The 18,594-nt window shown below is 63.3% G+C and carries 16 protein-coding genes; 8 read left to right on the top strand and 8 right to left on the bottom strand.

The genetic code is table 11. The features are described 5' to 3' along the window. Positions 1-49: 49 nt before the first annotated feature. Positions 50-1,426 (bottom strand): bifunctional UDP-N-acetylglucosamine diphosphorylase/glucosamine-1-phosphate N-acetyltransferase GlmU, encoded by a 1,377-nt coding sequence (glmU, locus tag NKJ26_RS00080; protein WP_352692800.1) that lies wholly within the window; start codon positions 1,424-1,426, stop codon positions 50-52. A 142-nt stretch (positions 1,427-1,568) separates the two neighbouring features. Continuing rightward, the gene (locus tag NKJ26_RS00075) at positions 1,569-2,315 is read right to left on the bottom strand and encodes a cytochrome c biogenesis CcdA family protein (protein WP_352692798.1); all 747 of its coding nucleotides are present in this window, start codon (positions 2,313-2,315) and stop codon (positions 1,569-1,571) included. Positions 2,316-2,484: 169 nt separating this feature from the next. Here NKJ26_RS00075 and NKJ26_RS00070 point away from each other — a divergent pair, with 169 nt between their 5' ends. The 8 genes from NKJ26_RS00070 (at position 2,485) to rpmG (ending at position 11,759) form a co-directional block, all read left to right on the top strand. Then, positions 2,485-2,862 (top strand): COG4315 family predicted lipoprotein, encoded by a 378-nt coding sequence (locus NKJ26_RS00070; protein WP_352692796.1) that lies wholly within the window; start codon positions 2,485-2,487, stop codon positions 2,860-2,862. Between the two features lie 354 nt (positions 2,863-3,216). Continuing rightward, positions 3,217-5,838: a type I DNA topoisomerase gene (gene topA / locus NKJ26_RS00065; RefSeq protein WP_352692794.1), complete on the top strand. Its 2,622-nt coding sequence runs from the start codon at positions 3,217-3,219 to the stop codon at positions 5,836-5,838. Between the two features lie 5 nt (positions 5,839-5,843). Then, positions 5,844-8,162 carry a ribonuclease R gene (gene rnr, locus NKJ26_RS00060; protein ID WP_352692792.1) on the top strand — a complete coding sequence of 773 codons (2,319 nt, stop codon included), beginning with the start codon at positions 5,844-5,846 and terminating at the stop codon, positions 8,160-8,162. Beyond that, positions 8,162-8,596 (top strand): DUF983 domain-containing protein, encoded by a 435-nt coding sequence (locus tag NKJ26_RS00055; RefSeq protein ID WP_352599105.1) that lies wholly within the window; start codon positions 8,162-8,164, stop codon positions 8,594-8,596. Before rnr ends, NKJ26_RS00055 begins: the two co-directional genes overlap by 1 nt. A gap of 73 nt (positions 8,597-8,669) precedes the next feature. Beyond that, on the top strand, positions 8,670-9,410 hold the full coding sequence (locus NKJ26_RS00050; protein WP_352692790.1) for an NUDIX hydrolase: 741 nt from the start codon (positions 8,670-8,672) through the stop codon (positions 9,408-9,410). Positions 9,411-9,433: 23 nt separating this feature from the next. After that, a complete protein-coding gene (locus tag NKJ26_RS00045; protein WP_027025241.1) occupies positions 9,434-10,612 on the top strand; it encodes an MFS transporter in 1,179 nt (392 codons plus the stop codon). 89 nt (positions 10,613-10,701) lie between these two features. After that, positions 10,702-11,154 (top strand): YqfO family protein, encoded by a 453-nt coding sequence (locus NKJ26_RS00040; RefSeq protein ID WP_352692788.1) that lies wholly within the window; start codon positions 10,702-10,704, stop codon positions 11,152-11,154. 437 nt (positions 11,155-11,591) lie between these two features. After that, a complete protein-coding gene (gene rpmG, locus NKJ26_RS00035; protein ID WP_006201775.1) occupies positions 11,592-11,759 on the top strand; it encodes a 50S ribosomal protein L33 in 168 nt (55 codons plus the stop codon). Positions 11,760-11,837: 78 nt separating this feature from the next. Here rpmG and NKJ26_RS00030 read toward each other — a convergent pair whose 3' ends face one another. From NKJ26_RS00030 to NKJ26_RS00005, 6 genes are all read right to left on the bottom strand, one after another. Then, complete coding sequence (locus NKJ26_RS00030) at positions 11,838-12,905, bottom strand: ABC transporter ATP-binding protein (protein ID WP_352692786.1); 1,068 nt, start codon at positions 12,903-12,905, stop codon at positions 11,838-11,840. A 4-nt stretch (positions 12,906-12,909) separates the two neighbouring features. After that, entirely contained in the window at positions 12,910-13,758 is an 849-nt protein-coding gene (locus NKJ26_RS00025) for a carbohydrate ABC transporter permease (RefSeq protein WP_352692784.1), read from the bottom strand. Further along, positions 13,758-14,681 (bottom strand): carbohydrate ABC transporter permease, encoded by a 924-nt coding sequence (locus NKJ26_RS00020; RefSeq protein WP_352692782.1) that lies wholly within the window; start codon positions 14,679-14,681, stop codon positions 13,758-13,760. The genes NKJ26_RS00025 and NKJ26_RS00020 overlap by 1 nt, the downstream gene beginning before the upstream one ends. A 229-nt stretch (positions 14,682-14,910) precedes the next feature. Next, a complete protein-coding gene (locus NKJ26_RS00015) occupies positions 14,911-16,185 on the bottom strand; it encodes an ABC transporter substrate-binding protein (RefSeq protein ID WP_352692780.1) in 1,275 nt (424 codons plus the stop codon). Positions 16,186-16,214: 29 nt separating this feature from the next. Next, on the bottom strand, positions 16,215-17,402 hold the full coding sequence (locus tag NKJ26_RS00010) for a PLP-dependent transferase (RefSeq protein WP_352692778.1): 1,188 nt from the start codon (positions 17,400-17,402) through the stop codon (positions 16,215-16,217). Next, the gene (locus tag NKJ26_RS00005; protein ID WP_027025248.1) at positions 17,399-18,133 is read right to left on the bottom strand and encodes a FadR/GntR family transcriptional regulator; all 735 of its coding nucleotides are present in this window, start codon (positions 18,131-18,133) and stop codon (positions 17,399-17,401) included. Before NKJ26_RS00005 ends, NKJ26_RS00010 begins: the two co-directional genes overlap by 4 nt. Positions 18,134-18,594 lie beyond the last annotated feature (461 nt).

The following is an 18,594-nucleotide window of genomic DNA, read 5'->3' as shown; positions in this document are numbered from 1 at the left end:
AATCGTTCGGGTTTTCGATCGGCAAAGACGCGAACCCGCCGGCTGAGCGCTAGTGGTCCGCGCCGGCCGCCTTCTTCTTCGCGGCCGCGGCCGAAGCAAAGCGCTCGCGCACCTCCTTGCCCTTGCCGGGGATGGTCTTCTGACGGGCGCGGCCGAAGGCGAGCGCATCGTCGGGCACGCTTTCGGTGATCACACTGCCCGAGGCGACGTAGCCGCCCTTGCCGATCGTGACCGGCGCCACAAGCGAGGAGTTCGACCCGATGAAAGCGCCCTCGCCGATATCGGTGAAGAACTTCGAATAACCATCATAGTTGCAGGTGATGGTGCCGGCGCCGATATTGGCGCCCGCACCGATGCGGGCATCGCCGATATAGGTCAAGTGGTTGACCTTGGCGCCCTCCTCGATGACGGCCTGCTTGACCTCGCAGAAATTGCCGACTTTTGCCTTGGTCCTGAGATCCGCACCCGGCCGCAGCCGCGCGAACGGCCCGACATCGCAATTCGCGGCGATAGTGGCGCCTTCGATATGGCTGAAGCCATGGATCCTGGCGCCGGTGGCGATTTTCACGCCCGGACCGAACCAGACATTGGGCTCGACGATCGTGTCGGCGCCAATTTGGGTGTCGTGCGAGAAATACACGGTCTCCGGCGCGATCAGCGTCACGCCCGACAGCATCGCCTCGCGCCGTCGCCGCGCCTGCCAGATGCTTTCGGCCTGGGCCAGTTCGGCGCGGTTGTTGATGCCGAGCGCACTTTCGAAGCTGGCTTCGGTGGCGACGACGTCGAGTCCCCTGGCGCTGGCGATCTCGACGATGTCGGTCAGGTAATACTCGTCCTTGGCATTGTTGTTGCCGACCGCATCGAGCAGCTTCAATGCTTGGCTGCCGGCCACGGCCATCATGCCGGCATTGCAGAAGCCGATTTTTTTCTCCTCCGCGGAGCAGTCTTTTTCCTCACGGATGGCGGTGAGCTTGCCGCCTGTTTCGATGAGCCTGCCATAACCGGTCGGACTGGGCGGGCGGAAGCCTATCACCACGACGGCGGCGCCTTCCGCCAGTTTCAGCCGCGCCACGGTGAGCGCGTCCGCGTCGATCAGCGGCGTATCGCCGAACATCACCAGGATATCGTCGTAACCTTTTGATATCGCTTCGCGCGCGGCCAATACCGCATGCGCGGTGCCGAGGCGCTTTTCCTGCACGAAGCTCTCCGCCTTCGGCGCGAACTTTGCAGCCGCCTTGCGCATTTCCTCCGCCCCATGGCCGATCACCAGCGCCTGGCTACCGGCGCCGGCGGCTTCCGCCGCCTTCACCACATGAGCGACCATCGGCAGGCCTGCGATCTGGTGCAGAACCTTCGGCAGCGCACTCTTCATACGCGTGCCTTCGCCGGCGGCGAGGATGACGGACAGGCAGGATCTCTGGCTCATGAATGGACAACCATATGAAAAGGGTTGGGAATCAGAACATGCTAGCAGTGGCGCCATGCTGCACCAATGCGGTTAAATTCCGGTGAGATCGTGGAGCAGCTCGTTCATTGCCGGGCGCAAGCGGCGCTCATCCGCCCAACATCTATCCCAGCCGCCCCAGCAGCGGGAAATTCTCCAGCAGCCAGTACGACACGGTCTGCACGCCGCCGGTGAGAAAGAACACGCCGGCGACCACCAGTAATGCGCCGATGGCCTTTTCGACGCGGCCGAGATGGACGCGGAATTTGCCTAGGAAGCGCATGAAGGCGCCGGAGAACAGCGCGGCGATCAGGAATGGTATGCCGAGCCCAAGCGAATAGGCGGCGAGCAGCAGCGCGCCCTCGCCCACGGTTTCCCGGCCACCTGCCAGCGTCAGGATCGGCCCCAGCACCGGGCCGATGCACGGCGTCCAGCCGAAGGCGAAGGCCAGCCCCATGACGTAGGCAGCAAGCAGGCTTGCCGGCTTGCCCTGCGACTGGAAGCGCGCCTCGCGCGACAGCAGCGGGATACGCAAAATGCCGAGGAAATTCAGGCCCATCAGGATGATGAGCACGCCTGCACCCATCGCCAGCGGTTCCTGCCAGACGCGCAGCAGCCGGCCGATGGTCGAGGCGCCGGCGCCCAGCGCGACGAACACGGTCGAGAAGCCGAGCACGAAGGCGATCGAGGAATAGATGAGCGCGCCCCGCGTGCCTTGCCTTGCCGTCACGCCGGCATTGCCGCGGAAATCGTCGACCGAGATGCCGGCCATGTAGCAGAGATAGGGCGGCACCAGCGGCAGCACGCAAGGCGACAGGAACGAGATCGCCCCCGCTCCGACCGCGCTGACATAGCCGATGTCCAATGCCATTCCCAAAAACTCCAATGCCGTGGCTGATATAGCGACGCGCAGCCTTGTCCACCAATCACCATTGTGTTGGCAAGATCCTGCTTGTCAGGAAGAAACGACGGGCCGCAGGCGTTGATGCTGTGAGGCCGCGATTTCCCGCGCCTCTTCCACATCATCCAAGGAGATCTCTATGAAAACCATGACCGCAGGGCTGGCCGCGCTCTTGCTCAGCACCGCCGCATCCTTCGCCGCCGAGGCATGGAAGGAAGCCGAGGTCGGTGGCACCAAGATCTACACCGACGCCAACGGCATGACGCTTTATACCTATGACAAGGATGAGAAGGGCAAGACCAACTGCTACGACAAATGCGCCACCAACTGGCCGCCGCTGAAGGCCGAGGCCGGCGCCAAGGCGGACGACGAATGGAACGTCGTCGACCGCACCGACGGCACCAGGATGTGGGCCTATGACGGCAAGCCGGTCTACACTTTCATCAAGGACAAGAAGGCTGGGGACGTGAGCGGTGACGGCGTCGGCGGTGTCTGGCATATCGTCAAGGCCGATTAGTCCTCGATGCCGTTTCCCGCCTGCTGGCTGGACAAGGCTGGTCGCCGGACATCCCGGCGGCCGGCTTTTGTCCGACGCGCTATGGCAAACCGCTGTATGTCGGCCCTGATTTTCCGCGACTCGATTGAAATGAAGCAGGTCGTTTCCGGCGACACCGCCGCACAGAGTCCCTCGACCGGAATTCTGTGATGTTCTCCATACACTCTTAGAGTGTATTGCTGCGGACCGTCCGGCAATTTGGGCGCTTCCCCTTGACCGGATGCAAAAGCGCGGCCATGTGAGCGACGAACAGAACCGAGATTTCGTCGCGCGCAGCGGAATTCTTCTGCCGCATCACAGCTGATATGAGACCTCATGGACGTCGTCGTCGTCGAATCGCCGGCCAAAGCGAAGACCATCAACAAATACCTAGGCAAGAACTACAAGGTTCTGGCCTCGTTCGGCCACGTCCGTGATTTGCCGGCCAAGGATGGCTCGGTGCGCCCGGACGAGGATTTCGCAATGTCCTGGGCGGTCGATACCGCCTCGGGCAAGCGGCTCGCCGACATCGCCAAGGCGGTCAAGGATGCCGACGGTCTGATCCTCGCCACCGACCCGGATCGCGAAGGCGAAGCCATCTCCTGGCATGTGCTGGAGGTGCTCAAGCAGAAGCGCGCGCTGAAGGACAAGCCGGTCAGCCGCGTCGTCTTCAACGCCATAACCAAGTCTTCCGTGCTGGAGGCGATGGCCAATCCGCGCCAGATCGATGCGCCGCTGGTCGATGCCTATCTAGCCCGCCGCGCGCTCGACTATCTCGTCGGCTTCACGCTGTCGCCGGTCCTGTGGCGCAAGCTGCCTGGCGCCCGTTCGGCCGGCCGCGTCCAGTCGGTGGCGCTGCGTCTGGTCTGCGACCGCGAATCCGAGATCGAGCGCTTCATCCGCGAGGAATATTGGCAGGTCGCCGCCATCCTCGGCACGCCGCGCAACGAGAATTTCGAGGCGCGGCTGACGGCGTTCGAGCGCAAGAAGCTGCAAAAGCTCGACATTTCCAACAAGGCGCAGGCCGACGACATCAAGGCGATGCTCGAAGGTGCGACCTTCAAGGCGCAGTCCGTCGAAGCCAAGCCAACCAAGCGCAATCCGGGCCCGCCCTTCACCACCTCGACGCTGCAGCAGGCCGCCTCTTCAGGCCTCGGCTTTTCGGCCAGCCGCACCATGCAGGTGGCCCAGCGCCTCTATGAAGGCATGGAGATCGGCGGCGAGACCACCGGCCTGATCACCTATATGCGAACCGACGGCGTGCAGATGGCGCCCGAGGCGATCGACGCCGCCCGCGACGCGATCGGCAAGGAATTCGGCCCAAAATATCTGCCGGAAAAGCCGCGCCTCTACACGACCAAGGCCAAGAACGCCCAGGAAGCGCACGAAGCGATCCGCCCGACGGATTTCATGCGCACCCCCGCATCGGTCAGGCAATATCTCGATGCCGACCAGGCGCGGCTCTATGAACTGATCTGGAAGCGCGCCATCGCCAGCCAGATGCAGCCGGCAGAGATCGAACGCACCACCGTCGAGATCGAAGCGATCAACGGCGCCCGCACCGCCGAACTTCGCGCTGTCGGTTCCGTCATCCGCTTCGACGGTTTCATCGCCGCCTACACCGACCAGAAGGATGACGACGCGGACGACGAGGAAAACCGCCGCCTGCCCGAAATCCGCGCCGGCGAACAGCTTGCCCGCCAAGCGATCAACGCCACCCAGCACACGACCGAGCCGCCGCCGCGCTATTCCGAGGCTTCGCTGATCAAGAAGCTGGAGGAGCTCGGCATCGGCCGCCCCTCGACCTACACGGCGATCCTGAAGACGCTCGAGGACCGCGACTACGTCACCATCGACAAACGCCGGCTGGTGCCGCAGGCCAAGGGCCGCCTTTTGTCGGCATTCCTTGAAAGCTTCTTCGAGCGTTACGTCGAATATGACTTCACCGCATCGCTTGAGGAAAAGCTCGACGAGATTTCCGACGGCAAGCTCGCCTGGAAAGACGTGCTGCGCGACTTCTGGAAGGATTTCTCGGGCGCCGTCGCCGACATCAAGGAACTCCGCGTCACCGACGTGCTCGATGCGCTGAACGAGGAACTGGCGCCGCTGGTTTTCCCGGCCCGCGAGGACGGCTCCAATCCACGCATCTGCCCGAAATGCGGCACCGGCAATCTTTCCCTCAAGCTCGGCAAGTTCGGCGCCTTCGTCGGTTGCTCGAATTACCCCGAATGCTCCTTCACCCGCCAGCTTGGCGACGCCGCCAACCCGAATGGCGAGAATGGCGGCGGCGAGGACGGCACCAAGGTGCTCGGCAAGGATCCCTACACCGCCGAGGAGATCACGCTGCGCAGTGGCCGCTTCGGCCCCTACATCCAGCGTGGCGATGGCAAGGAAGCCAAGCGTTCCAGCCTGCCCAAGGGCTGGACGCCCGATTCGATCGACCATGAAAAGGCGCTTGCCCTGCTTTCCCTGCCGCGCGATGTCGGCAAGCACCCGGAAACCGGCAAGATGATCTCGGCCGGGCTCGGCCGCTACGGTCCGTTCGTGCTGCATGATGGCACCTACGCCAATGTCGACAGCATCGAGGACGTGTTCTCCATCGGTCTCAATCGCGCGGTCACGGTGATCGCCGAGAAGCAGTCCAAGGGCAAGGGCGGCCGTAATGGCGGCACGCCGGCGGCCTTGAAGGAACTTGGCGACCATCCGGATGGCGGCGGCAAGATCGTCGTGCGCGACGGCAAGTACGGACCTTACGTGAATTTCGGCAAGGTCAATGCCACATTGCCCAAGGGCAAGGATCCGCAGTCGGTGACCATGGACGATGCGCTGGCGCTGATTGCCGAGAAGGAAGCCAAGGGCGGTGGCGGCAAGAAGCCGTTCCGCAAGGCGGCCGCGGCCAAAGCGCCTGCAACCAAGAAGGCGGCCGCCAAGAAGCCGGCCGCAAAGAAAAAAGGATAGCCGTCGTGGCGCGCAAGATCACCGGACGAGGCCACGGCGATCCGCGCACCGCCGACACGAGGGCCAAGGTCAAGGACGACTACCGGCCGTCGCGTGACGAGATACTGCGCTACATCGCCGAAAATCCCGATCGCGCGGGAAAGCGTGATATCGCCAAGGCGTTCGCCTTGCGTGGCGACGATCGCATCTGGCTGAAGGATCTCCTGCGCGACCTGCAGGATGAAGGCGTCCTGACCAAAGAGCGCAAGCGGCTGGCCCGCGTCGGCGCCCTGCCCCATGTCACGGTACTCGACATTTTTGACCGAGACGCCGACGGCGTGCTGCTGGCGCGTCCCACCGAACACACCGCCAATGGACCGCCACCCATTGTTTCCATCCGTCTGTCGCGCAGTGGCGGCGGACCGGCGCCGGGCATCGGCGACCGCGTGCTGGCCAAGACTTTTCCCGCCGACGACACGAATGTCGCCCTGGGCGGCCCGGCCTACACCGGACGGGTGGTGAAGATATTCGAGAAGCGCAGCGATGCCGTTCTCGGTGTTTTTCGCGTGCTTCAGGACGGCAGCTTGCGCATCGAGCCGGTGGAGCGGCGTCAACCGGAACTGATCGTCGACAAGGAATTCCAGAACGGCGCCAAAAACGGCGACCTGGTCGAGGTCGAGCCCGCGCGAGCCTCCCGCTATGGATTGCCGAGAGCAAAAGTACTCAACGTGCTGGGCTCGCTGACCAGCGAAAAAGCGGTCTCGATGATCGCCATCCACGCACATGACATTCCGCACATCTTCCCGGCCGACGTCATCGCTGAGTCCGAAGCCGTCAAGCCCGCGACAATGGATCATCGCGAGGACTGGCGTGACTTGCCGCTGGTCACCATCGATCCGGCCGACGCAAAGGATCATGACGACGCGGTGTTCGCCACACCCGATGCCGATGAGAAGAACCCTGGCGGCGTGGTCATCACGGTCGCCATCGCCGATGTCGCTGCTTACGTCCGCCACGGCACGGCACTCGACCGCGAGGCGCTGAAGCGCGGCAACTCGGTTTATTTCCCGGATCGCGTCGTTCCGATGCTGCCCGAGCGCATCTCCAACGATCTCTGCTCGCTGCGCGAAGGCCAGGATCGTCCGGCGCTGGCGGTCCGCATGGTTTTTTCGGCGGACGGGCGGAAGATCCGGCATTCCTTCCATCGCGTCATGATGAAATCGGCGGCCAAGCTCGCCTACCCGCAGGCGCAGGCGGCGATCGACGGCGTGCCTGACGACAAGACCGGACCGATTCTCGACGCGGTGCTGAGGCCGCTATGGGATGCCTATGCGATCCTCAAGCGCGGACGCGATGGCCGCCAGCCGCTCGAACTCGACCTTCCGGAGCGCAAGATACTGCTGAAGCCCGACGGCACGGTCGATCGCGTCGTCGTGCCGGAACGGCTCGACGCCCACAAACTCATCGAAGAATTCATGATCCAGGCCAATGTCGCCGCCGCGGAGACGCTGGAGGCCAAGAAGCAGGCGCTGGTCTTCCGCATCCATGACGAGCCTTCGATGGCCAAGCAGGAATCGCTGCGCGAATTTCTGCAGACGCTAGGCCTGTCGCTGGCGCGCGGCGCGCAGATGCGGCCTGCCCAGTTCAACGGCATTCTCGAGCGCGTGCGCGGGGCCGACAATGAAGGCCTGGTCAATGAGGTGGTGCTGCGCTCGCAGAGCCAGGCCGAATATTCGCCGAAGAACATCGGCCATTTCGGCCTCAACCTCAGGCGCTATGCGCATTTCACCTCACCCATCCGCCGCTACGCCGATCTCATCGTGCATCGCGGACTTATCGCCGCACTCGGCCTCGGCCCGGGCGGGCTGACGCAGGACGAGGAAGCGCGGCTCGAGGATGTTTCGGTGCTGATTTCCGGCACGGAACGCCGTGCAATGGCGGCCGAGCGCGATACGGTCGACCGGCTAATCGCCGCCTATCTGGCCGAGCGCATCGATGACCGTTTCGATGCCCGAATTTCAGGCGTCACCAAATCGGGACTATTTGTCCAATTGCCGCAGTATGGCGCGGATGGTTTCATCCCGGTGTCAACGCTGGGCGGTGATTACTATATATATGATGAAACGGCTCGCTCCTTGTACGGAGAACGCTCGGGCAAGGGTTACCAGCTCGCGGATCGGGTCGAGGTCCGGCTCGTCGAGGTGGCACCCATGGCAGGTGCCATGCGCTTCGAGATGTTGACCGACCCGAAGCCCCTGCCGGGCTCCAAAAGGTCGTTTCACAAGGCCAAGGGCCGCGCCCGCGCGTCGCAATCGCGATCGGGTCCGCGCGGCAGGAGACGATGATGGAACAACAGGTTTTTGGCGGCGAGCATCACTCGGGCCGGGTTGCCCGCCCGCTGTGGACGGCCATGAAGCGCGGCATGCTCGGCCGCTGCCCGAACTGCGGCGAAGGCAAGCTGTTTCGCGGCTTCACCAAGGCCGTCGAGACCTGCAATGTCTGCGGCGAGGAAATTCACCACCATCGCGCCGACGACCTGCCCGCCTATCTAGTCATCGTCATCGTCGGCCATATCGTTCTCGGTGCCTTCATGGGCGTGGAGGCGACATCGACGCTTTCCACCTGGCAGCACATCGCCATCTGGGTACCACTGACCATCCTGCTGTCGGTTGCCCTGCTGCAACCGGTGAAAGGTGCCGTCATCGGATTGCAATGGGCCTTCTATATGCACGGTTTTGGTGGCGAACACGACGTGGCTGAGCCCCACCCCGGTGCCTGAGGTGCTGCCTGGCGCAACATGCCAATCGTCAAGGCTACTTTCGCATGCAAGACGTTTCCGCTAGGTCCTGCGCATGGATGGTATGACCAACGCGGAGGTCGACAAGATCGACAAGGGTCTGGCCACGCATGGCGGCCGGGCGATTCGTCCACGAGACGCCGCGACCCTGATCCTGCTCGACCGCGAGGGCGACGAGGTGCGTGTATTGATGGGTCGCCGTAGTGCCGGCCACGCCTTCATGCCAGGCAAGTTCGTGTTTCCCGGTGGCCGTACCGACCCGGCGGACAGCCGCATTCCCGCGGCGACCGCGCTGCATCCCGACCAGGAATCAAAGCTCATCGCCGGTCCTGGGCGCACAAGCGCGGCGCGAGCCCGCGCTATCGCCCTGTCCGCCATCCGCGAGACCTACGAGGAAGCCGGATTGCTGATCGGCCGCAAAGGCGCGTTCGCCACCGCAAGGGCCGATTGGCAAGGCTTTGCCGAACACGGCGTCCAACCCTGCCTGGACATGCTGCGCTTGATCGCGCGCGCCGTCACCCCACCCAACCGGGTACGCCGCTTCGACACTCGTTTCTTCAGCGCATGGCGCTCCGACGTCGCCGTCGAACTGCCGGGTGGCGGCCCTACGAACGAACTCGAGGAACTGGTCTGGCTGCCGCTTGCCAAGGCCAGGGAAGCCGACATCCCCGACATCACCCGAATGATCCTGGACGAGTTGGAAAGCCGCCTCGTCCACGACCCGCTGTTGCGTCCGGGCGGTCCCGTGCCCTTCTACCGGCTTGTCCGCAACCGCTTCACCCGCGAAATTCTGTAAAACATCGAGTATTCAGACATAACATGACGGTCGATACCCAACAAAAGGGCGACGAACGCGTACACTGGCTGCCGATGGTGGCGGCGATATCGTCGATCAGCGTCGTCGGCATCGCCATCGGCCTCGGCATGCCGCTGCTCAGCGTCATCCTGGAAACGCGCGGCCATTCGGCCTCGATGATCGGCCTCAACACGGCGGTCGCCGGCCTGGCCTCGATCGCCGGTGCGCCGCTGGCCACGCCGCTCGCCATGCGGTTCGGCGTCGCCTGGACGATGATCGCCATGATCGCCACAGGTGCGCTGGCCTTCGTCGGCTTCCACTTCGCACCCGATTTCTGGATGTGGTTTCCACTGCGCGTCGTGCTGCATATCGCGCTGACGGTGCTGTTCATCCTGTCGGAGTTCTGGATCAGCACCTCGGCGCCGCCACACCGGCGTGGCCTTGTCCTCGGTATCTACGCGACCGTTCTGTCGCTCGGCTTTGCCGCGGGGCCGTGGCTGTTCGCCCATCTCGGCAGCTCCGGTTTCAGGCCTTTTGGCGTCATCATCGCGTTGGTGACGCTGGCCGCGATACCGGTGCTGGCGGCCCGCAACGAAAGCCCCACCATTGTGGCCGACGGCGAGACCAGCAACTTCCTGCGCTACATCTGGCTGGTGCCGACCGCGACTTTCGCGGTGCTGGTGTTCGGCGCCGTCGAAACCGGTGGCTTCGCGCTATTTCCGGTCTACGGCAACCGCATCGGCTACTCCGAGGCCGACGCGGCACTTCTCCTGACCATGATCGGTCTGGGCAATGTGCTGTTGCAGATCCCGATCGGCATGATCAGCGACCGCGTCAGCGACCGCCGCTATCTGCTGCTCGCCTGCGCGATCGTCGGCCTCGCCGGCACGATCTTCATGCCCTTCTTCGCCCAGAATTGGCACCTGATGGCGGCCCTCCTGTTCGTCTGGGGCGGCGTGGTCGCGGCCATGTACACGATCGGCCTTGCCCATCTCGGCTCGCAGCTTTCCGGCCACGAGCTGGCATCGGCCAATGCCGCCTTCGTGCTGTGCTACGGCGTGGGCATGGTGCTCGGCCCGCAGGCCATCGGCATCGGCATGGATGCGTTCGGTCCGTCTGGCTTCGGCTGGTCGCTCGGCCTGTTCTTCGCCGCCTACATCGCCCTGGTCAGCATCAGGCTGGTCCGCAAGATCCTGCTGTAGCGCGACGGCACGATACGGCTACTGACACAACCGTGTCAGGAGCATCCGGTTAAAAGAGTGTCCCAATATCCGAAGTTGAGGACACTTCCATGATCGACAGCGGCTTTGAAACCACATCCCTACGAATGACGCTTCTGCTGCTTGTAACCTTCCAGGCGCCGGCAGCGGATGTCGACCGCATCATGGACGCGGTGGTGGCGATAGCCCCGCTGGCCATGGGCAAATACGACCGCAACGCCTACCAGTCGGCACATGGCATCGAGCGCTACAGGCCACTCGACGGGGCCGGCGCCGAAACCGAATTGCGCCGGCGTCCCGGAACGGTCGAAGTTTCATTCGAACTGCCCGACGACCAGCCGCTGGCCGCCCGCGTCGTCGAAGCGATTTTCCAGGCGCACTCCTATCAGGAGCCGGTGATCCGCATCCAGCCGATCCTCGCCAGCCGCTCCAAGGGGCTCGACGATCAGGCCAACCCGAATCGCTGGTGGAACACCACCGGAGACTGGAAGAAAATCGCCTTGCCAGCCACAGCGGACGCGTGAGCATTGGTGATTGGCGAAATCCGAGATGAAGGTCGATCTCCCCCCAAGTGGGGGAGATGTCCGGCAGGACAGAGGGGGGCGCTGTCCCGCCAGCCTTGCTGTAATCTTCGGCCTACACGCAGCGCAGGTTCGGTGAAGATCTAGGATGGGCCGAGCCAGATCGGCCTGGCGAATTGGGAGATCGGCGCTCTACGGCGCCCCCTCTGTCCTGCCGGACATCTCCCCCACGAGGGGGGAGATTGGCAGCTCGGCGGACTGCGCTGACTTCGGCAAATAGACTGTCGCTGTTCGACCGTTCCGCTTCACAAGCTCCGCCGGGCTGTCGCCGGGCTTGACTTTCCGGGCACGTTGTTTATGTGTCGCGGCAAGTTTCCCGCGTCCGGGTGTTTTCCCGTGCTTCAGCGGCCAAAACCCCACGAACACAACGGACTGATATCATGGCCAAAGCCGCAAACATCAAGATCAAGCTTCTGTCGACCGCCGACACCGGTTTCTTCTACGTGACCAGCAAGAACAGCCGTACCAAGACCGACAAGCTGTCGTTCCGCAAGTACGATCCGGTCGCCAAGAAGCACGTCGAATTCAAGGAAACCAAGATCAAGTAATCTGGTTTTCCGGAAATGTCGAAACGCCGCCCATTGGGCGGCGTTTTTGTTTTCACTGGGGGCTGAAGCTGAAGTGCCTCACCCGATGCGATCGCCGCTTGCCGGATCGAAAATGTGCAGCGATGCCGGATCGGCCGCCAGACGCACGACGTCGCCGGGCTTCACGCCGGCCCGGCCCATGGCAAAGACGCAGAGCTGCTGGTTGGCCGCCTTGACGTAGAACTGCGTCGAGAGGCCGAGCGGCTCCACGACCCCCACCTCGCCTTGCAGAGCACCGTCACCGGCCAGCCTGATATGCTCGGGCCGCAAGCCGACGGTGACGGCATCGCCATCCTCCAGAGGCAGCCCGTCCGGCAGCCGCAGCATCTGGGCGTCGGCCAGCACGGCGTCGAGCGTCCTGCCCTTGCGAACCGTCGCCGGCAGGAAATTCATGCCCGGCGAGCCGATGAAGCCGGCAACGAACATGTTGGCCGGCCGGTCATAGAGATCTAGCGGCGCGCCGACCTGCTGGATCAGCCCGTCATGCATGACGACGATCCGGTCGGCCATGGTCATCGCCTCGATCTGGTCGTGGGTGACATAGACCGAAGTGGTCTTCAGTTGCTGGTGCAGCGCCTTGATCTCGGCGCGCATGTGGACGCGCAGCTTGGCATCGAGGTTCGACAGCGGCTCGTCGAACAGAAAGACCTTGGGATCGCGCACGATGGCGCGGCCCATGGCGACACGCTGGCGCTGGCCGCCGGACAGTTGCCGCGGCAGGCGTTGCAGGAACGTGTCGAGGCCGAGCCGCTTGGCGGCACCGTCGACCCGCTCGTCGATCGCCGGCTTCTCCGCCTTCCGCAGCATCAGGCTGAAGCCCATGTTCTTCGACACGTCCATGTGCGGATAAAGCGCGTAGGACTGGAACACCATGGCGATGTCGCGATCCTTCGGCGCGACGTCGTTGACCAGCCGCTCGCCGATGCGGATCTCGCCGCCGGAAGCTTCCTCCAGTCCGGCGATCATGCGCAAAAGCGTGGACTTGCCGCAACCGGACGGGCCGACCAGGACGACGAACTCGCCATCGGCGATTTCGAGGTCGACTGCGTGCAGCACCCGGACGGCGCCATAATCCTTGCGGACCTTTTCGAGCGTGACTGAAGCCATCGATCTATCCTTTGACGGCGCCGGCGGTCAGGCCGGTGACGAGATAGCGTTGCAGGAAGGCGAAGAAGATGCAGACCGGGATTAACGCCAGGATGGACGCCGCCATCATCTGCCCCCAGTCGACGGCGAACTTGCCGATGAAGGTGAGCAGGCCGACGGCAAAGGTCTTCTGGTCGTCGCTGGAAATCAGCATCAGCGCGAACAGAAGCTCGCTCCAGGCGGCGGTGAAGACGAAGCCGAGCGTAGCGCCCATGCCGGGCAGCGTCAGCGGCACGATCACGCGGCGCATCGCCTGCGCACGCGTGCAGCCGTCGATCATCGCCGCCTCTTCCAGGTCCTTCGGAATGCCGTCGAAGAAGGACTGCATCAGGAAGGTGGCGAAGGCTGTGTTGAAGGCGGTATAGATGATGATCAGCCCGGTCAGGCTGTTGATCAGGCCGATCTGACCCATCACGCGGTAGATCGGCGGGATGACCATCACCAGCGGAAAAGTCTGGGTCAAAAGCAGCATCAGCGCCAGCGCTGCCTTGCCGCGGAACATGAAGCGGGACATGGCGTAGCCGGCGAGCGTGGCGATGATCGTCACCAGCGCCGCCGTCGATACCGAGACGATGACGCTGTTGAGGAAATAGCGTGGAAAATCGGTGGCCTCGAGCACGGTAACGAAGTTCTGCAACGTCATCCGCGACGGCCAGAAGGTGATGCCTTCCGAATAGAGGAGCCGCTCCGGCGTCACCGAGATCTTCAGCGTCCAGTAGATCGGAAACAGGGCGAAGACCACATAGGCGGCGATCGCGGCGTAGAGGCCTATGCCGCCGAAAAAGCGCTGCGAGGCCGAGCGTCCCGCGATCATCAGACGTGCCTCACTAGCGTGCGACGGATAGCGATCAGCGCGATCGCATAGGCGATGAGCAGAACCAGTAACAGCACGGCCACCGCGGAGGCATAGCCCTTGTCCAGCGATTTGAAGGCGCTGACATAGATGTATACCGGCACCGTATTGGTCGACCCGGCCGGCCCGCCCTCGGTCATGACGAAGATCAGGTCGGCGAAAGTGGCGATCCAGATGGTTCGCAGCATCACGGTGATGGCGATGGTCGGCGCCAGGAACGGCAACGTCACCTTGGTGAAGCGCTGCCAGGGCGAGGCGCCGTCGATGGCCGCCGCTTCATGCAGTTCCGACGGAATGGATTTCAGCGCCGCCAGCAGCGTGATGGCGAAGAATGGAATGCCGAACCAGATGTTGGCGACGATCGGCCCCCACATGGCGGTCGAGGGATCGGAGAGCACGTTGGTCGGCTCGGCCTTCAGCCCCAATGCAAACAGCCAGTGCGGCAGCGGACCGGTGATCGGATTGAACAACCAGGCCCAGGTGAGGCCGGACAGGAAGGACGGCACCGCCCAGGGCAGGAACACCAGCGCCTGCACCAGTTTACGGCCCCAGAACGGCTTGTCGAGCAGCTGCGCCAGGCCAAGGCCGAGGAAGAACTGGAAGAACAGGCTGGCGACCGTCCACCACAGCGTGTTGACCAGCGCCTGCCCCAGCACCTGGTCCGACAGCATGGCCTGGTACTGGCCGAGCCCGACATATTCCGACTTGAAGGCCGAGAATTTGCGGAACGAATAGCTGATGCCGATAACCAGCGGCACCAGAAGCACGATGACCAGCAGGATGATCGCCGGGCTGAGATAGAGCCACGGCTCGATGGTGGCGTGCGATAGCCGCTTGCGACGCGGCTTGCCGACGGATCTTATTTCGGACACGGCATAGGTCATTAAGCTCGCTCTGCGGTGAAAGGTAGGGCCGGCGTTGGCACAGCGTCCTGCTCCCCGTTCCACGGGAAGAAGATGCCGGATCACTCTCCGCAGCTGCAGCGCAGCTACTGCGGAGGACGGACAGCCAGATGAGGGGCAGCGCCAGCTTTTCAGAACTTAGCGCCGCCCCTCATCCGTCACTTCGTGACACCTTCTCCCCGTGAAACGGGGAGAAGGAAAAAGGCGCGCGCTACTTCTTGTTTTTCGCCAGCCAGTCCTGCTGCTCCTTGGTCAGGAAGGCCGCCCATTGGTCGGCGACCTCCTTGGCCGGCTTTTGGCCAAGCAGCACTTCCTGAAAATTCTTGATCGCTACCTGGTCGACGAAATTGCCCAGGTTCTCCAGATGCGTCGGCGGCGTCACCATTTCGTATTTGTCGCTGTTCAGCTCGGTGAACCAGCCCTTGAACTGCTCGGTCTTGAAGTGGGCGTCCTGGTCGGCGCCGTTGTGGATCGGAATGACGCCGACTTCCTTGGCCCATTCGAGATTGTCCTTGGGCGACAAAAGCGTCGCCATCAGCTTCCAGGCGTCGTCCTTGTGCTGCGAGTTGGCGAACATCGCCCAGCCGGCATAGCCGAGCGTCGGATAGGACTTGCCGCTCGGTCCGACAGGCATTGGCGCCACGGCGAAGTCGTCGGCGCTCATCTTGTCTGCGATGCCGAGCAGCGCGTCGGGATCCTGGTTGAGCATGGCGCAGGTGCCGGAATAGAAACCGGTGACGGTTTCGTTGAAGCCCCAGCTCACCGCATCCTTCGGCGCCAGTCCGTCCTTGTACATGTCGGCCAGCATTTGCAGGCCCTTGACCGAACCTTCCTCGTTGATGGTCGAGGTGCCGTCCTCGTTGAAGTAGCCGCCCTTGCCGGCGGCGATGTTCATGAACATGTGCATGCCGTTGAACGCGCCCGGTCCGCCGCGCAGGCAGTAGCCGTATTTGCCCGGCAGTGCCGAGATCTTCTTGGCATCGGCGACGAACTCGTCGAGCGTCGCCGGCGGGCCGTCGAGGCCGGCCTCCTTGAACAGCTTCTTGTTCCAGAACAGCGCGTTGAGATAATAGCCGTAGGGGATCATGTACTGGGTGTTGTTGACCGTCGAGCCGAACTGCTTGGCGCGCTCCCCGAGCGTCTTGGCGTCGTCCCATTTGGCCATATAGGGACCGAGGTCCTCGAGCTGGGCATTGTTGGCATAAAGGCCCATCCAGCGCTCCGGCATCTCGACCACGTCGGGCGTGTCGCCGGCCTGCACCATGGTCAGGAATTTTTCGAAGGCCTGGCCCCACGGCAGCGAGATCAGCTCGACCTTGACGCCGGGATTGGCCGCCTCGAACTCGGCGATCTGCTTTTTCAGGAACTCGGTGCGCGGCGGGCTGGTGATGACTTCGACCATTTTGAGGGTCGAATCGGCCAGCGCGCTTCCGGCGGAAATCGCCAGCCCCGCAACCGTGGCAAGCATGACGGTCAGTTTCTTCATGTTCAAGACTCCCATTTTGAACCCGCTTGTTATTTTCTGGCTTTTTCGAAGGCCTGGGCAACGTCGGCCCATAAGTCTTCGACATTCTCCAATCCGACATTGAAGCGGATGGTTCGGGGGCTAACGCCGAAGCGCGCCATCGAATTCAGTCCCGGCGTCTGCTCCAGCGACGCCTTGGCCGGCACGACCAGGCTTTCATGCCCGCCCCAGCTGACGCCGATGCGGAAATATTTCAGCGCGTCGACGAAGGCGGGGATGTCGATATCGTCCGTCACCTCGAAGGAGAACAGTCCGCCATAGCCGGCCAGCGTCGCCTTGCCCGGATGGTTCGAATAGACGGGATGGTTGACGCGCTCGACATTGGCATGTGCCTTCAGCCGTTCGGCGATGATAAGCCCGCTCTTCATATGGTGCGGCAGGCGCAGTGGCAGCGTGCGCATCCCGCGCAGCAGCAGCCACGCCTCGAAGGGCGACAGCTTGCCACCGAGATAGGAATAGGTCTGCTCGTTGATGTGCTTGATGTGGGCGGCCGAGCCCGCCACCACGCCGGCGACCGTATCGCTGTGGCCGCCGAGATATTTCGATGCCGAATGCAGCACCAGATCGACGCCATGCGCGATCGGTTTTTGGAACACCGGCGTCGCCCAGGAATTGTCGATCGTGGTGACGATGCCCTGCTCCCTGGCCAACCGGGTCAGATGCGGCAGATCCTGGAGCTCGAACATCATCGAGGTCGGGCTTTCCAGATAAAGCAGCCTGGCGCCCGGAAGTGCCGCCGCCACCGCGTCCGGGTCGGAGCCGTCGACATAGTCGACCCTGATGTTGAGCCGCGGCAACAGCCGCTCGAACAGCCTGTAGGCGTCGCCGTAGCAATTGCGCACCGCAACGACGCGCTCGCCGGCGCCGACGAAGGCAAGCACGGTGGCGCTGATCGCCGCCATGCCGCTGGAAAAGCCGCGCGCGGCTTCAGCGCCCTCGAGTGCCGCCACCCGCGCCTCGAACTCCATCACCGTCGGATTGTCGCCGCGCGAATAGATCGGCTGCTTGCGCTTGCCGGCAAAGGTGTCGGCCATTTCGGCATAATTGGCGAAGGTGAACAGCGAAGTCTGGTAGATCGGCGGCACCACCGCGCCGCCCGGGAAAGGCTCGTCATGGGCCAGCAGTGTCGCCGCCTCGGCGAGATAGTCGTAGTCGAAAGCGGCTGGATGCTCGTTCATGTCTGGCTCGAAAGTTTGAGTTTGGCCGCGCCGCGCTTCAGATCGTCCTCGACGGTGGCGATCAGCTTGAGTGCCTCGTCGCGGGCGCCTTGCGGATCGCGCGCAGCGATGCGCTCGTAGATCGTCCGGTGGTAGGGAAAGCTGGCGTGGCCGAAGTCGCGAACGCCCAGCGGATGCTCCCAGAAGCGATGGAACAACTCGTGCATGGCGGCGATGATCTGCTCGAACAGCGGATTGCCCGAGACCCGGTAGATTGCCTGGTGGAACTCCCAGTCCTCCTCCGACGACATGCCGTCGCGGGTGCGAAAAGCCTGCTCCATGATGTCGAGCTTGCGTTCGATCTCGGCGATGTCGGATTGGCTTGCGCGCTCGGCGCAAAGGGCGGCCGCCTCCGCCTCCAGCGCACGGCGTATTTCCAGCGTCTGCATCAGGCTGGTGAAGTCATTGCCGCCTGCCAGCGTCAGCGGCAAATGCAGCATGTCGGGCGACACGGCCGCCTTGAGATAGGTGCCGCTGCCTTGCCGCCGCTCGACGAGGCCGAGCCCTTCCCACCGCGTCAGCGCCTCACGCACCGTGTTGCGGCTGACCTTCAGCCGCTCGGCCAGAATACGCTCGGTCGGAAGTCTCTCGCCCGGCTGCAAGGCCTCGGCGCGAACAAAGCCCACCAACGCCTTCAGCACGGCGTCGTCGCGCGCCGTGGTCTGGATGGGTGGCAGGCTGTTCTGGTCCACGCTCTCTCCAAGTGGTCCAATGGTCCAACCAATTTCTGCACAGATGAGAGGTGCTGTCAATCGGCTGCCGGGAGGCTCGCTAGACGTGGGGCTGTAGCATCTGTCGATTCAGCGGAAGAGAAGCCCGCACCGTAGTATCGCTCAGAAGTCACGGCATGGATCCTAGGGTCTGCGCCGCGTCGCTTCGCTCCTTGCTTCGCCCTAGGATGACGACGGCGTGGAGGCCAGGCTAATCGCAGGCGTTGGAGTTCGACATCAATGGCAATCCGTAACCTTCGAGATTGGCCGAAAACATCTTTCCCGTCGTCATCCTAGGGCGAAGCAAGGAGCGAAGCGACGCGGCGCAGACCCTAGGATCCATGCCGTGACATTCGCAACGATCACGGCGATCCAGAACCTACCACCCAGTCCCGCGAAAGAGTTCGAACCATTCCGGGTTGGTTTTCTCGATCAGTTCGATC

This window comes from Mesorhizobium sp. M0152 (assembly GCF_040322415.1).
Taxonomy (GTDB): Bacteria; Pseudomonadota; Alphaproteobacteria; order Rhizobiales; family Rhizobiaceae; genus Mesorhizobium.
This window is presented reverse-complemented; position numbering and strand designations above follow the sequence as displayed.